Raw genomic sequence first — 17,087 nt, forward strand, 5'->3', positions numbered from 1 at the left:
CGAATTAACCATTAAACTTAGGCCTGGTTTTCAGTCGCCAATTCACGTAGTACATAGTGAAGCACACCACCATGACGGACATATTCACGTTCTTTAGGCGTTTGTAGCATCACATTCACCTCAAAGGTTTCCGTGCTTCCATCGGCACGTGTGGCGGTAACGGTTGCCGTTTTACTTTCGCCATTATTTAAGCCAGTAATGCTAAGTACTTCTGACCCATCAAGGTTATGAGACTGGATACTTTCACCTTCTTTAAAGGTCAATGGCAACACGCCCATACCGACTAGGTTTGAACGGTGAATACGCTCAAAAGAACCTGCTAATACCGCTTTGACGCCAAGTAAGATAGTGCCTTTAGCAGCCCAGTCACGGCTTGAGCCAGTACCATATTGCTCACCACCAAGGACCACTAGCGTACGACCATCTTCCTTATACTTCATTGCCGCATCATAGATAGGCATCTCTTCGCCATCTTGTAAGGTTGCTTTGTCGTCTTTGAAGTAGTAAGTATAGCCGCCTTCCTTACCACCCATCATCAAGTTTTTGATACGGATGTTGGCGAATGTACCGCGTGTCATTACCGCATCGTTACCACGACGTGAGCCATAGCTGTTGAAGTCCGCTTCTAGTACACCACGCTGCTGTAGATATTGACCCGCTGGCGAGTTGGCATCGATATTACCGGCAGGAGAGATATGGTCAGTGGTAATTGAATCGCCGAATAGACCTAAGATACGGGCATTTTCGATATCTTTAATCCCTTCAGCTTCCATGGTCATACCCTCGAAGAAAGGCGGGTTCTTGATATAAGTTGACTCATCGCTCCAAGGATATAGCTGGCTATCTGCTGAGCTAATGGCATTCCACTCCGAGCTACCATCGAAGACTTCCCCATAGTTTTTAAGGAACATCTCAGCATTGATATTTTGGGTGATCAATTCATCAATTTGAGCCGTAGTAGGCCAGATATCTTTTAAGAATACATCATTGCCATCTTGATCTTGACCCAGCGGATGTTTGGTCAAGTCTATATCTACCGTACCTGCTAGTGCATACGCCACCACCAATGGCGGAGAGGCAAGATAGTTTGTTTTGACATGAGAGTGGATACGACCTTCAAAGTTACGGTTACCTGATAACACAGATGCCACAACTAAGTCTTTTTCTTCGATACCTTTTTCAATAACGTCTGGTAACGGACCTGAGTTACCGATACAGGTAGTACAGCCGTAACCGACAAGGTAGAAGCCGATTTTTTCAAGCTCATCCATCAAGTTGGTTTTTTCAAGATAGTCAGTCACAACTTTAGAGCCTGGTGCTAATGAGGTCTTAACCCAAGGCTTAGCTTTTAGACCTTTGGCGGCAGCATTTTTAGCAACCAGACCAGCGCCGATCATTACCGCAGGGTTTGAGGTATTGGTACACGAGGTAATAGCGGCAATAACGACAGAACCATCACTTAAGTGATGCTCTTTATCGTCGATACAAACCGTTGAGTAAATGCTATTCGCAGCAGGTTGTCTGTCTGAGGTTGATTCCTCATCACTGGTCGATACATCGATATCAGGCTCAGCAGCTAGTTCATCAGCTTGCTCTTGCTCACCGCCTTCTTGATCGAAGCGCACTTTACCAACGACTTCAGCTTTACGATCTTTGGTCATCTCGGTCAAGGTTGTACCGAAGCTGTCATACATGTCTGACAAAGCAATGCGTTGATGCGGAAGTTTTGGACCAGCAAGAGATGGCTCAACAGTACTAAGATCAAGCGTCAAATTGCTAGAATAAGTCCCATGAGGCGTATTGGCATCGTGCCATAACCCTTGCGCTTTGGCGTATTGTTCAACCAATTCAATTTGTGACTCTTCGCGGCCAGACAGACGTAAATAATCAACAGCGATTTGGTCAATTGGGAAAATACCACAAGTGGCGCCATATTCAGGTGCCATGTTTGCAATCGTTGCACGATCAGCGAGTGGCAAGCTTTGTAGACCTTCACCATAGAATTCAACGAACTTACCGACCACGCCATGAGCGCGTAGCATTTCGACCACACGTAGCACTAAGTCAGTAGCAGTAACGCCTTCTGATAATTTACCAGTTAGCTCAAAGCCAACCACTTCTGGAATGAGCATAGAAGAGGGCTGACCCAGCATCGCCGCTTCTGCTTCGATACCACCGACACCCCAACCTAATACACCAACGCCATTAATCATTGTCGTGTGGCTATCGGTACCAAATACGGTATCAGGATAAGCGGTTAATTCACCATTTTGCTCACTGGCCATCACAACACGGGCTAGATACTCAAGGTTGACTTGATGCACAATACCCGTTGCAGGAGGGACTACCACAAAGTTTTCAAAGGCTTGCTTGCCCCAATGCAGAAACTCATAACGCTCGTTGTTACGCTTAAATTCGATCTTTTTGTTTAAGTCAAGCGCATCTGCACGACCATAGACGTCGACCTGTACAGAGTGGTCAACGACAAGCTCACTTGGGATAAACGGATTGATTTGCTCGGCATCGCCGCCCAGTTTTACAATGGCATCCCGCATTGCCGCTAAGTCAACAACTGAGGGAACACCGGTAAAATCTTGCAGTACTACACGGGCCGGCATAAAGGCAATTTCTTGTGAAGGCGTCGCTTTGGCATCCCAATTAGCAACCGCTTCAATGTGGTTTTCACCGACGGATTGTCCACCATCTTCGTTACGTAGTAAGTTTTCTAGCACAATCTTCATGCTATAAGGCAGACGATTAATATTGTCATATTTTTCGGCAAGCTTTGGCAAACTATAATAGGCGTGTGCTTTGCCAGCGACAGTTAAACTGTCTTTTACATTGAATATATCACTCATATTGGCTTCCTTCTCTCATTGTTAGTTAGATTGATAAGTAGGTGGCTGTATTTAATGGAACAAATGTTGTGGAACAAGTTTGATAGAACGACTCAAATATTCTATTAATGAAGCTATTTATCGAGCTTATCTATATTATATAGTTATCATTATAGAGTTATCGAGCATTATTGAGTTATCGAGCATTATAGAGTTATCAAGCATTTTTAATCAGTATAGCTATTTATCGAGCAAGTTTATTTATTTTTATAATTCATCTTATAACATACCAAAAATTGGGACATTTATTAAGACCAAGTTGTCGATTCATCGTGGGTAAATCGTAACAAGTAAAGGTGCTAACCGATTAGTGGGACCCTTATTTTAAAGACAGCTATTTTAAAGAAAGCTATAGTCAAAGAACTTTAAAGTAGTCACAAGGCAACCGAGTGCAAGTACTACTGGAGTAGGCTTAACGAGGTTAACGCCGTGACTCTTTATAAGTTCGCCGACTATATTATTCATTTTCTCTCATTTTAGAGGTGGTTGTTACCTCTTCAGTCACAGACTGTTTCTTTTGCCAAGGAAAGCGTCCTTCAAGCTCTACTTGCAAAGATAAGCTTAAGAATGTACGAATCAGCACAATCACACCGAGTACCAAGACACTGCGTAGCGTCGGCTCGGTAACAACGGTGGCCATAATATCGGCGGCTATCAATACCTCTAAACCTAATAAGATAGATTTGCCAACGTCTTGTCGAATATCTAGATAGGTATGCTGACTAAATTTCTTAGAGGAGACTGCGGCTTTATAAAAGGCCACTGCAAGTCCCAAAAACATAATCATAACCCCAATAAACTCCACTACTTTAGCGATAATGTCGATAGTATGTACTAGATATTCTGTCATGATAAACCCCCAAAAATGCGCTTTAATATCCTTGCTAACAACTTAGCTGTTACGTCATTTATTGAGCTATTACGTCATTAATAGCCACTTATTATTGTAAATCGGAAATAAAAAATCGGCCTAAAGATTAGACCGATTTTTTAATGCTTAACGCATCATTGCTTATTAGTGCTTAGCTAATTAATGCTTAGCAGCTGGTTTGGTCGGATTATGATAACCACCATAATACTTCACTGGTGACCAGCTTGGAATGACTTCTGGTAGTTTAGGATCAAGCTTGCTGTATTCACCTGCACCATAGACCACCTTACCATCAAGAACCGTTAACACAGATTCAATTGTTTTGATTTTCTCTTCTGGTACCGTGAAGTAGTCATCTGATAGCAGCACAAAGTCGGCATATTTACCTGGCTCAAGCGTACCTTTGACATCCTCTTCGCTTGAGAACCATGCACTACCACTGGTATAGACTTCTAGCGCATCATCACGGTCTAAAGTATTATCTTTACCATACAGCTGAGTACCGCCAACCGTTTTACCCGTAGTCATCCAGTACAATGAAATCCATGGGTTATAGCTTGCCACACGGGTACCGTCAGTTCCAGATCCTAAAGGGATGCCCATATCATAAATCTTTTTAAACGGCGGAGCAGTACTAGCTGCTTCTGCACCATAGCGTTCTACAAAGTATTCACCAGCGTATGCCATACGATCCTGTACTGAGATACCACCATTCAGACGTTTGATTTCTCTGAGTGTCTCATCGTCAATGGTTTCCGCATGGTCAATAGCCCAGCGCATGTCATTTTTGATTTTACCGTTATTTTCACGGTCAATCTCATCAACCAAGTCCACAATTAACTTAGTATTCTCACCATAAGTTGAGTGCTGTCTAAACGGCCAGCCTTCATTAACATGCATTTGGATCACTTCTTTAGTACTCTCACGCCAACCTTCATTATCTTTAATAAAAGGTTTAGGGGCTAAGAAGTTTTCAAAGTCGCCAGCTGCCCAAGTCATGTATTCACCGCCACCTTTTAGCTCATAGCCGTGTGATAGGGCATGCGCTTTGTTCACTGACGCTTCGTTATTTGCCATCCACTGCTCAAACTGCTTACGCTCTTCTCCTGCTTTTTGAGGGAAGAGGTAGTAGGAGATGCGCATTGATAAATCGCCACTCGTCGCTAGAGTTTCAGACGCTTCATAATCTTGCGGATAAGTGTGTCCGCCGCCGCCGGCGTCAATAGCACTGGTTAGACCAAAGCGATTTAACTCATGATAGAATTGTTTGGTAGAGTTAACCATTTCTTGCTCAGATAATGGTGGCAATTTCCCAATGACTTGATACAAAATCATGGCATTTGGTTCCGCCAATAATACCCCTGTTGGGTCACCGTTTTCATCTTTTTCATAACGGCTATCGTCATTAGGTGGCTGAGTATTTCTATCAATATTTAACGCTTTTAAGCCTGCTTGATTGAGCCAACCACGGCTGTATAAATACAGGACAAAGGCAGGCGTGTCACCTGTCGCCTCATTAATCTCTTCGATAGTGGGCAGTCTTTTCTCTTCAAACTGATAAGGCGACCAACCACCGATAACACGTACCCATTGACCTTCAGGCGTGCGATCCGCTTGCTCTTTTAGCATACGCAAGGCTTCTTTTAACGAGGTTACGCCATCCCAGCGTAGTTCCGTATTATAAAAGCGTCCACCACGAGTGATGTGAAGGTGTGAGTCATTCAGACCTGGAATCAGAGTCCGACCATGGGCGTCAATGACCTTAGTACCTGCATTACGCAGACGTAAAATATCTTCATCACTACCGGTACGCAACACCTTGCCGTCTTTAATAGCTATGGCTTCGGCAGTGGTTCGATTGTCATCCATTACTGCTACTTTGGCATTAGTAACGATCATATCTGCTGCCATATCAGACGAGGGAAGGGTATTATAAGGACCTTGTTGTGAGGTGCTTTGAGTGGCACATGCCGACAATAAACTGGCCGCCCCTACAAGTAATATCAAGTTTTTCTTTTGTTTGCTAATTTTCATGGTAGTTTCTCAATGTAATGGATTTAGAATACGAATCAATGCAACGAATAACTTAATACGCAATACGCAGAGCTAAATAGCTTTTAATGCCCATATCGACGGACACACTAGTAAGGTTAATTTAGCATATTACTTCTGTATAGAAATCATCATGTAAACTTTTACAAACATCTGAAACAAAAAGAAACACTGTTAATTTAAAGTTTATTAAAGCAGGTCTTAATAAAGTTTAGCTTTATAAATAGGGATTCTTTTGACACTTAAACAATAGTATTCGTGACTTAACAAATAGCGTTAATACCGGTAGCTATTCATGCTTTTCGCTACTATCTTGGCAAAGCACACGACAATCGCTAGGCATTAGGCAGTTCCTGCTTCGCGATAACTGGCTAATGCAAGCGCTTTAAGCCGTGTGCTTTGCCAAGTATATCCGCTTCAATCATGGCTAGCGGCTACATAGTGTCCTTGCCAGTATTTATCGTGGTAAATACTGGGTAGTGGTGCACTTGATTTGAGGTTACTTATGCATTCAGGTGACATACTATATTTTAATACTGTTAATAACTCATCGAGCTTTAAATCTAAGCGACATTTAATAGGCATTTAATACAAGGTGACTTTTACTTTTATTTTCACTTTCACTATTCAATAATAGAGTGAGTTACTATAAGAAGTTGCTTTTACTCTGAGCAGTTGAACTTTCAGATCGATAGCACGTTTGCGGAAAGCAATTTACCCGATTCTCCTAAGCGTGAGCCTATAATTGACGCACTGAGGCACGCCCGCGAGCAACTATAGTCAAAGAAGTATAAAATGGTCACAAGGCAACCGAGTGCAAGGACTACTGGAGTAGGCTTAACGAGGTTAACACGGTAACCGTTTAGTACTTAGCTGACTATATATGGATAAAGTCCTCTAACACCCTATCAAAAAGCCCCCTTAATCATTAAGGGGGCCATCCTGTATTATTCATAGCTCTCGATAGCATCAAAACATGGGCTCAAGGGCATGTAAATTGTTGCTCTACATTCTAAGCTCTAAACCCTAAATGCCGGAAAGCGACTGTTAATGACGCTTTCGGCCTCAATTAAGTTCATGATCTCATCGGCAATATTCTCCGACAGCTCAAGATGGGTGGTAAATCCAACACATGAGGCATTAATCTCACCGAGCATATAAGTGTCATTACCCTGATCATCGGTGTCTAGAATGAAGTCCGCTGTCCAAAGTAGAGGCAAGGCATATCCGCCCAACCGCGTCTGCAACATAGGTACATTGGCTTCTACCATATCCACCATGTCTTGCCACTGCTCAGGTTTGTCATAGCGGTAAGTTGCCCCTGAAAATAAGGTGGCTGAAAAGGCATCTTCACTGTCAGCAGGCTTCTTATGCACCACAGATACGGCGCTATCCCTTAACATCAATACCCGAATTTCACCCTCCTTAATACGCGGTAGAAAAGGCATGTCTAGTATCAGACCGTTATCGCCTTCGAGGTATTGATAACAAAACTCAATAAATTCAGCGAGTGTTTTCTCTTCGCTGTGGTTGTCACGGGCCTCGGTAAGCTTTAGTAACGCATCTTCTGGGATTGCATCAAAACCTTGATAACGTTCAGGCTCTTTTAATTGAACACGCCAGATACCTTCACCCGTTGAGCCACGGTTTTGCTTTAACACCCGTTGCCCCTTGGCTAAAGTGATTGGAAATTGAGTTTTAAGTTCTTCGTATTCATAGTAGCAGTAGACATCTTCGGGTACTAATGTCGTTCCCTTTAAGCGCTCAACCACATCTTTGGCCCCATAATTTACCATCACATCTGGATGAGGCAGCCCTTTGATACCTTGATGTACTAATTCACGGAGCATCTGAAAATAGCCAGTCTCATCTTTTAGATTACCGGGGTTAATACGGCTGACATAGGCGTCGGCTTTATCTAAGGTATAACGGTAAATTTCGCCACGGTTTTCATCGGTATAAAAAATAACCTCAGCGGTCCAGCCTCGCGCTTTTAAAGACTCAATGATGGGGTAGGTATCACGTCGGCAACCATACTTGCTTTTATCAGATCCACCGCGCGCCTCAAAAATTACAACGTGTTTTTTCATAATACTCTCTCTTATAATTTTTAGTTAAACGTTAATTAACCCGTTAAGAATAATAGTCGCCACTTTAGTTGTGAGCGGAGTATGACAATCTACAGTAATGGAGTTAAAACTAATGGGGATAAGGTTGGTCAGTGGACATCTAAGCTTCTACAGTCTTATTTCTACAGTCTTGGCCGTTTATAGCTACAAGGCAGACATACGCTCTGGTTTGGTCGTTTTGCATCTGGTTAGAATGTTTTGTCATTAGTTGGCAGGAAGGATAGTAAGCGCCCCTTAATCTTACAGGTGATTTAAGGGAATTTAAAAAGGCGAAAGGGTAGCATTATTGAGTAAAACCAGTCAATACGATTGTCAAATAACACGCCGGTATCATAATGAGTTTATATGAATAAATGATGAAAAGGTGAATAACGAAGGGACGCTTTAATAACAGTGTTTTAGGGTCAATTGATCATGACCTAATAAGCATGGTTAACAGAGAGTGAGTGGTTGAGCCGGAAGAGCTCTTTAAGCACGACTTAATCGCTATGGAAACTTACAAAGTTGCGCACTAACGAATTGAATTCATCTGACTTGCCCAGATGGGGCCAGTGCCCACTTTCGCTAAAGATATGAGCATCGGCTGTCGGCATCGCATTCAATAACTGTAGGGTACGGGACAAAGGCACCACCTTATCATTCATGCCATGAACTAAGAGGACAGGTAAAGAGAGCTGACCTAAAGCGGTTACGTCTAACGGTAAATCTTCACGATCTCGATCTCGAGCCGCCAGTAATAATGACCTTAATCCAGTCTTTTGTTCCTTTAAGGCTGCTTTAAGGCGTATATTGACCAAGTTGTCGTTAATAACCGCCTCATTTCTTATGTTCTTTTGAAAGTCTTTGCGGATAACAGCAGCAGATAAAGGCGACTTGTGTTTGGTGGCGATAGGTTTAGTGTCTGTTGGCTGAGTATCGTCACTACCTGTTTGAGAAGATAGGGGAGGTGGCATCTGATCATTAGTATTGGATAAGGTATCGTTACTTTTTGCGCCGCCGGTACCGATAGATACCACACCAAGAATACGCTCAGGATAATCTAACGCTAACTGCAATGCAATCCAGCCACCCAGTGAACTACCGACCAGCCATGCCTTATCGATATGCAGCGCATCCATTAAGCGTATGGTTTGGGCGCCCCATTGTTTAATGCCATAGGTTGTATCAGGTGCACATATCGTCTCACCATAGCCAATCAAATCAAAAGCCAGCGTACGCGCAACTTTACTCAGCTCAGGTATATTCAACCACCAGTTTAAGGCAGCAGAGGCGCCCAAACCTGACCCATGTAACATCAACATCGGGACGCCATGACCCTGATCATAATAATGAGTCATCTCGTGAGGCGCAGTCTCAATCCAGTTATCCTTAAGATTAAAAAAATCGTCTGTCTTAAAGTTTGGGGTGGAAACGTTCATGGATAGGCCTTATTGAGATCAATATAATATAGTCAACCCTACATTAAAATATGCACATTAATACGTCTAAAGATTCATACGTGAGTTTCTCTGGGCTACACCACACGCTACACATTTTGCACACCACAATAAGGGTTTGTGTATAAATAATTTAATAATAACTTATCTATTTCAATTATATAAATGAGAATTAGTGAACCTACTATTTGTCTTGTTTAATGTATAGCGTTTCGACAAGTATTCCTAGATAAGTTGGTTTTTTAGATTGGGTAGCAGTTTAGCGTAATAAAAGTGCGCTAAACCCCTGTTTTCACAGACAGTTATAACGCTAGTATAAGAGATGATGGTTTATTTATCTAATAATTTACGTAAGCTTTAGGATACAGAAGGTCGATATTGTTAGACTAGGGTTAAATAATACCAACCTTTGGTAGTATCTGATTCAACATTAGGACTCTTATGAAGCGACGCAAATTTATTAAATCTATGGGCTTAGGACTAGGCGCTGTCGGTGCGTCGGCAAGCGTTACCGGCTGTCAAACCTTTGCAAAAAGTAGCACTGCTGGCACTACGAACACCCCTGTTAGACAGGCAGGACATGTTAGCAATATTATTGTGGGAAGTGGTTATGGCGGCGCCGTATGTGCGCTTAGATTAAGCGAGAAAGGTCATCAGGTGTTGATTTTGGAGATGGGCAAGCGCTGGGACAGAACACCCGAGCATAATACTTTTTGCAAAATGATTCATGCCGACAAGCGCTCAAGTTGGTTTAGCAACTGGCCCAATGCGCCTATTCCGATTCCTATACCCATCAGGAAATATCCGGGTGTTCTCGATTTAATCGAATATGATGAGATGAAAGTCTATGCAGGGCGTGCTTATGGAGGGGGATCTATCGTCAACGGCGCCATCGCGATCAAGCCGAAGCGGGCGCACTTTGAGCAGACCTTCCCTTGGATTGACAGTGATGAGATGTATGACACCTTCTTTCCGCGGGCCATGCGTGAGCTTAAGGTGAGTCAAATACCAGAAGACTTTTTTAATCAGTCCGAGCATTATGAGTTCACTCGAGCAGCAGAACGTCAAGCTGAGAAATCAGGGCTTAAAACCGAGTTTTTTGCTAACAGCTATGACTTTGATTATATGCAGCGAGAAGCCAAAGGTGAGGTCTACCCTTCCGCCTTAGGTGGCGAGGTTATTTATGGCAATAATGCCGGTAAGTTTTCGCTTGATCTTACCTATCTTAAAGCAGCGGAAGCCACAGGTAATGTCAGCGTCAAAACACTACGAAAAGTCAATTCTATTGAGCAGCTAGACAGTAGTGTTGATATTGATAACACTTTAGATAGCCCTTCAAATAATGAGAATGCACAAAGTCCGCTTAGATTGGAGGTTCATGTGATCAATGAAAATGGCGGTATTGACGCCATTGAGCACTACACCTGCGATAAGCTGTTTTTAAATGCAGGCAGCACTGGCACCTCAGAGCTACTACTAAAAAGCCAAGCTCAAGGTAAGTTAAACCACCTAAATGAGCATGTTGGTCAGCACTGGGGACCCAATGGCAATATCATGACAGGGCGTAACTTTGTGCATGCGGCTGGCAAGATTCAGTCCACCATACCTGTCAAAGGCATCAATATGTGGGATGGCGATAGAGGCGGATCGCCTTATAAAATATTCGCTGAAATTGCTCCGTTACCCCTAGGTCTTGAGACATGGACGACCTTATATCTTGCCATTACTGACAACCCTGAGCGCGGCAACTATTATTATGATAAAGCCTCACAAACGGTCAAGCTCAACTGGAAGCGTTCGCAAAACGAATATTCGGTTAATGCGGCCAAAGCCTTGATTGAAAAACTTGCCGAAACCAATGGGGGCGCCACATCAAGCTTGTTATTCACCAAAGGCTTTGGCGATGACTTTTGCTATCATCCTTTAGGGGGCTGCGTATTGGGTCTAGCAACGGATCAGGTGGGACGGGTCATAGGTCATGAAAATATCTATGTACAAGATGGGGCGCTAATTCCAGGCAGTGCGGGCGTCAATCCCTACGTGTTTATTACCGGATTGGCTGAGCGCAATATGAGTTATATTTTGCAGCAAGATTTTGCGTAACTGAATTATTTATCATAGATTATTTTGTAGAAAAGGTTTGACAACGGCTAATCATCGTTAGGGTGTACGCCAGTTACACATCTGAATATTCAACAGACCCTAAACGTAGTTTTACACTTGATAACTTTAAATTCAGATAAGTTCTTGTAGTATAAGTTATAAAGAACAATACATTTTATGTGGTTAATGACATTTATTTTTTAAAAGGAGTATCTTTGTGTTTGATATAAAATCTTTACTAACAAGATCTGTTGAAAAAGAATTGATGGACGTGGATGATTACATTTTTATCCCTGAGCGATATGACTTAGAAATTGATGATGGTATCTTAAGCTGTGTCTTAAATAGTGATGGGCGTGTGGATATATTTTTCCAAAAGCATGGTATTACTGATGTCCGCTCAGCTGCTCGTAAGCATGCTTATACAGGCTTTGATAGAGAGTTACATCTTGGTATATATGATGATGTGATCGAAGACTTAATTAATGATGTGAATAAAATATTAGAAGGGCATTCTAAATTCTTTAAACAAGAAAGAGTGTTGCCATCGACACCCTCTTTAAGTGAACAACCTTATGTTGATACCGATCATCTTTAATAGGAAATTATAATATAAGGTAACAATATAAAGTAGCTATATAAAGTAGCTATATAAAGTAGCTATATAAAGTAGCTATATAAAGTAGCTATATAAAGTAGCTATATAAAATGACAAGCTGAACTTTAATCTATAATAAAAACTGGGCTATATGTCCAGTTTTTTATTGGTTAGAATTTTAGATTATCCCGTCGTCCCGATTGAGTACCCGAAATTTAGAATGTACTAATTCGGCTAACGAACTTGTGGTTTAAAAGCTCTAAGCCTTATCTCAATAGCGTATCACGCCAAGCTTTATCAGCATCCTTCCTCACCCTCTTCACAATCCGTCGACTCACGTTGCTGATCCATTCCCTCATTAATGTTTTGAATAACACGATCACAAGAGTCGTATGCTCTATTATTATCGCTATACTTTCCCGTATCTTTCGTATCTGTCTTAATTAGGATAAACACTATAAAAAAATGGACATTTTAATTGCTAATAGTCAACTTCATTTTACATACTAATTAAGGCTAAATAACTATCTAATTAAGTTTAAAAGACTATGGTTGGATTAGTTGTATGGACTTGGTTCTATATCCTTTATTTTTACCAGTTCATCTAGCCTTTTATCATACCTATCAAAAATCTCGCTTGGATCCCAATAAAAATTTTGCATTTTCCCAAGTCCTGAAAAGCGGGTCGACACCTTATTATTCTTTATATAATAATTAATATATAGAGGGATTTGGGCATAATGGTTCATTGGTGTATAGTTCTTGATCTCATTGGCAAAAGTTAGATTGCCATTAGTTTCAAAGTAAATTTCTTGATAGTAGACACTATCTTTATAGGATTCTATCGTTAAAATTAGACCGCCATCGTTCAAGTGACAAACATCCCAAATCTCTATCTTGTTATTGAAATTAGTGACTGCTTTATTGCTTGTAGAACACTTTGCTCTATTGTTTGCAAACAAATCGTCTATTTCATCTTGAATAATGTCTTCCTTTGGTTTTTTCTCACCATATAGCGATTGCTTATCCTGTTTATTAGGACTTTCAATGATAACTTTAGGGTAAACATTTGATTGACTACAACCTACTAAGAAAGCGGATATAGTCAATGACCATATTAATTTACTCATATAAGCTCATTAGTTAGCGTTATTTGTTGATCTTGTCTGGGATAATCTATGTATGACAAAAATAAGCGTTTTATTTTATCCTGTTACATGGCGATCGACTGGTGATAGTACATCTAGCATTGTCAACACCTTAATAGGTATAAAGTGAATTGACGACAGTCACGTATTGATCTTTATACTAACCTAATATCACAACTTTAAACATTCATTTTGAACCAACGTTCATATTATAAATATTACCACAGTTAACACGTAACGATTACTGGTAAACGTTGCTCTTAATAATGTCGTCGATACCCAAGCGTTGGCTGAGGTGATTAAAGAGGGGCAAATATTGGGCTAAACCACTGACGTTTTTGAGCTTGAGCCTGTCAGACAAAACGACCCGATTGTCCAGCTTGCTAAAGACGGTCATTATCGTGTCGTCTTGAGTCCGTATATGAGTGCTGGCAGCCGAGCATTGTAAGTTAAGCTGTGGAAGCTTGTTACCAAGCAGATTAATAAATTTGTCGAAAAAAACTAGGTTGAATTTAGCATAATTTCTGATTAGGTTAAGTAATGTTACAAGTTTTAGAGATGACTATTCTTATCACTAAAAGGTGCCCTCTATTGATTTAGAAGGCGTTATTTATATCTATAGTCAGCGAACTACTAAACGGTTACAGTGTAAACCTCGTTAAGCCTAATCAAGTAGTACTTGCACTCGGTTGACTTGTAACCATTTTAGACTTCTTTGAATATGTATTCAAAAAATATGATGCGTATAAAGTAATAATCTAATTGTTCCATGTTTATGGTATAAAAGGTATTCATTAAGACAATAAAACACGGATAACAAATGTTAGTTACTCTTAAGATACTTTCTACTTCAAACCTATATTTTATTGGTATCTTTCTGCTATTTAGCGCGCCTGTTTGTTATGCCCAAACAGACTATGCTAGTACAACTAGCAATATAATCAAAAATGCTAGCAGTCATAGCAATCAGTACAAATGCGACGTCGTACGCAATAAAATGGCACAGATAGGTGCGAGCAGTAAGATAGAAGACATTTACCGTATCGACAACACATTACCTACTTGTTTAAAGGCGTCAGATAGTGAAGTAGTAACGTCACTCCTAAAACAATATCAATCTATGTATGGACGCTTTTTAACGGGTGGTATTGATATAGATTCTGAATCTTTTAACAAGGTAATGTATCAACTGTATATGGATGAAACACCAAGCCAAGCACAATTAGACGCCTTACCTCCTCGCATGCAATACCTTATTACTCTTATACAAACCAATGACACGATTTACCTAAAGGATTTAGGAGAGGGTTATTTAACGATTAGTCATGACTTAGCACGTATGGCAGCAAGGTTTACCCCTTATTTACCTGAAGATGAGGCAGTGTTTATTACGCGTATGGCGAAAGACAATCAGGAATCGTTTTGGAGCGATGCCTCAATAACGGTTCCTTATAACAAATTAATAGAACGCGCCCTATTTTGGGAACGCTATATACAGGCTTATCCCACCAGCCACTATGTCAGTGATGCAAAATTACTATATACCCTTAATCGTTATTTTATATTCTTTGGTGCGTACAATACGCAGTGGACAAATGATGCCATACATACCTTTCTTGAGTTCCAATACAATTGGGATATGATTGACCTGTCTAATAAACCCAATAGCCAACTGGCAAATGATGCCAAAAAGTATTTAGCCTTTTTAGCGACGCCAGACATAGTGCGTCAGCATGAATACCCTGTTGATCCGATTGATGAAGAAGGCTATGAGCGTCACATGAGTACTATAGCGATGATGCAATTAGACCAAGCTATGCAAATACCCTCACCTTGGGACGTTCGTCATTATAGAGACTGCTTAACAGGGGTATTATGTGAAGACCGCTATGATTTTTCTAAAGTAAAAGTGTCTGATACGTTCGCAAATGTCTGCTCATCCTATGATATTGGCTCAATGATTTTGGATAAAAATATAATAGGATGGGGCTACGATATCGAACCTACCAATGTTAATCAGCGACAGTGTCAGCCCATGAACTTAATAGACTATGCAGATGCACAGTGTAAGTTAGACGTTTATGAAGACAATACAGCGAGCATCAGTATCTATGGTGCGCACGATAGCAATGCTACCTATTTTTATGAGACGAAAGCACAATGTGAGTTGTCTTTATAACCCTATGTTTGTCACCATGACCAAAACAACGAGCCTTGATACCATGACCACCCTCACGCTATAAGGCAATATAATATCTGGCAATAGCAATAAAACCAAACTCACCTGTGAGTTATTAAACCTAGACTATAACTGGATTGAGATTAATCATCTTCACAATCCGTCGACTCACGTTGCTGATCCACTGCCTCATTCATGTCTTGAATAACACGATCACACGAGTCGTATGCTCTATTATTATCGCTATACTTTCCGGTATCTTTATCTTGATTGCCGTCGGTCCAATCTTTACTGACGCGCTTTGCCGTCTTTTTATTACTATGTTCCATCACAGTATTCTCCTTGTTTGTGCTCTGCTAGCCATTCTTATCGTACTAGCTATTCCTATTGTACTAGCCATTAGTATTGTTGCCGTGACACATAAAATGATATCAGAGCCAATAAGTGCCACACTTTTAGTATACGCCTGTAAACTATAATTTTCATGTTTATTTAAAGTAAATATAATAACTATCATCACAAATGTTCATAAAGGATGTGGAATAATCTTAAACACACGTCTTATCCGTCTTATCTTTCTTATCTTTCGTCATTAGGAGAAACGCTATGAAAAATTGGACATTAACTTCAATTGCCTTTTCTACCTTTCTAAGCGCGAGCCTATATTCTCTACCTGCACACTCAGCTAGTTTTGACTGTAACAAAGCCAGTAGCACAGTCGAAAATTCAATTTGTACGAGTCCAATATTGTCTAAGCAAGATGAAAAGATGGCAAAGCAGTACAATGATGAGCTTGCAAAAGCAAAGCGAAACAGTAGCGACACTGTCAATCGTGTTCGCTATGAGCAATACAGGTGGCTCACCTTTCAGCGCAATACTTGCCAAGATGAATCATGCCTTATGCGTGAATATGAAGAACGATTGGGGTGTCAGGTTGATTGTGGTAATGACCGTGGTCGTGGCGACCTCGTTGACGATGAAGCCTTTGGGAACTTTGTTGGCTCGTCAGAAACACTCGTTCTTGATGGCAAGGTTAATAACAAGGTCAATAACAACGAGGCACCTATCAAAAACAACAGACTGCATATCATGAAAGTCAACGAAAGGCCTTATCTTGCCGTCATTGATATGTGGCTTGATTTTGCCAATGGACATACCTGTAGCGTCGATGAAACTTTAGCACGCTGGGCGCAGAACCATTGGGAAATCAAGGACGTTTACAACGGCGTAACGACCGAGTTGCGCTTTTATCCGGTCTCTCAAGAGGGTAAAACCCAAATGCTAGTCAGAGACCTTAACAACCAATATGCAAAAGTGAACTGCGGAATGCGGGGCTATTTTGATGGTCAGATTTTCGAGAGGCAGTAGGAGAGTGTATAGTCGAATGTATATATTAGTCATAGTAGGCAGAAAGGCTAGCGTGTGGTTTAGATGGGCGAAACCCACGGCATTACCTTTAACTATTAAAAGCTGTGGGTTTTTGGTGCGTCATTTTGTATTAGTGATGGAGACTATTGCCGTTTGAGTAGCTAATCGCGCCATTTGCTACTATCTTGGCTTGCCTATGAGGAGGGATTAAGTAAAGCACTGCTTTACCCCGACGCATGAGAAAATCTATGATTTTCTAAAGTCGCTACTGGCAAGCGTCGTTCCTGACTCAGCGATAACGACCCT

The 17,087-nt window shown here is 41.1% G+C and carries 11 protein-coding genes; 4 read left to right on the forward strand and 7 right to left on the reverse strand.

The features are described from left to right. Nucleotides 1-17: 17 nt before the first annotated feature. From AC21OG_RS05165 to AC21OG_RS05185, 5 genes are all read right to left on the reverse strand, one after another. Complete coding sequence (locus AC21OG_RS05165) at nucleotides 18-2,858, reverse strand: aconitate hydratase (RefSeq protein ID WP_487376258.1); 2,841 nt, start codon at nucleotides 2,856-2,858, stop codon at nucleotides 18-20. A 496-nt stretch (nucleotides 2,859-3,354) separates the two neighbouring features. Then, nucleotides 3,355-3,747 carry a DUF1622 domain-containing protein gene (locus AC21OG_RS05170; RefSeq protein ID WP_487376259.1) on the reverse strand — a complete coding sequence of 131 codons (393 nt, stop codon included), beginning with the start codon at nucleotides 3,745-3,747 and terminating at the stop codon, nucleotides 3,355-3,357. Between the two features lie 180 nt (nucleotides 3,748-3,927). Beyond that, complete coding sequence (locus tag AC21OG_RS05175; protein WP_487376261.1) at nucleotides 3,928-5,802, reverse strand: amidohydrolase; 1,875 nt, start codon at nucleotides 5,800-5,802, stop codon at nucleotides 3,928-3,930. A 1,037-nt stretch (nucleotides 5,803-6,839) separates the two neighbouring features. After that, nucleotides 6,840-7,910 (reverse strand): Cj0069 family protein, encoded by a 1,071-nt coding sequence (locus AC21OG_RS05180; protein WP_487376263.1) that lies wholly within the window; start codon nucleotides 7,908-7,910, stop codon nucleotides 6,840-6,842. A gap of 518 nt (nucleotides 7,911-8,428) precedes the next feature. Then, nucleotides 8,429-9,367, reverse strand: a complete 939-nt coding sequence (locus AC21OG_RS05185; protein WP_487376264.1) for an alpha/beta fold hydrolase — start codon at nucleotides 9,365-9,367, stop codon at nucleotides 8,429-8,431. Between the two features lie 459 nt (nucleotides 9,368-9,826). Here AC21OG_RS05185 and AC21OG_RS05190 point away from each other — a divergent pair, with 459 nt between their 5' ends. Continuing rightward, entirely contained in the window at nucleotides 9,827-11,488 is a 1,662-nt protein-coding gene (locus AC21OG_RS05190) for a GMC oxidoreductase (protein WP_487376266.1), read from the forward strand. A 265-nt stretch (nucleotides 11,489-11,753) separates the two neighbouring features. Then, entirely contained in the window at nucleotides 11,754-12,086 is a 333-nt protein-coding gene (locus tag AC21OG_RS05195; RefSeq protein ID WP_491185073.1) for a hypothetical protein, read from the forward strand. Nucleotides 12,087-12,643: 557 nt separating this feature from the next. On the opposite strand, the gene AC21OG_RS05200 is transcribed toward AC21OG_RS05195, so the two are convergent. Then, entirely contained in the window at nucleotides 12,644-13,216 is a 573-nt protein-coding gene (locus tag AC21OG_RS05200) for a hypothetical protein (protein ID WP_487376268.1), read from the reverse strand. An 838-nt stretch (nucleotides 13,217-14,054) separates the two neighbouring features. On the opposite strand from AC21OG_RS05200, the gene AC21OG_RS05205 reads away from it, so the two are divergent. Then, the gene (locus tag AC21OG_RS05205; protein WP_487376270.1) at nucleotides 14,055-15,413 is read left to right on the forward strand and encodes a hypothetical protein; all 1,359 of its coding nucleotides are present in this window, start codon (nucleotides 14,055-14,057) and stop codon (nucleotides 15,411-15,413) included. A gap of 143 nt (nucleotides 15,414-15,556) precedes the next feature. On the opposite strand, the gene AC21OG_RS05210 is transcribed toward AC21OG_RS05205, so the two are convergent. Next, nucleotides 15,557-15,745 (reverse strand): hypothetical protein, encoded by a 189-nt coding sequence (locus AC21OG_RS05210; protein WP_487376272.1) that lies wholly within the window; start codon nucleotides 15,743-15,745, stop codon nucleotides 15,557-15,559. Between the two features lie 274 nt (nucleotides 15,746-16,019). Between AC21OG_RS05210 and AC21OG_RS05215 the strand changes: the two genes are divergently transcribed. Beyond that, complete coding sequence (locus AC21OG_RS05215) at nucleotides 16,020-16,781, forward strand: lysozyme inhibitor LprI family protein (RefSeq protein ID WP_487376273.1); 762 nt, start codon at nucleotides 16,020-16,022, stop codon at nucleotides 16,779-16,781. Nucleotides 16,782-17,087 lie beyond the last annotated feature (306 nt).

It is taken from the genome of Psychrobacter sp. CX5, from assembly GCF_057621535.2.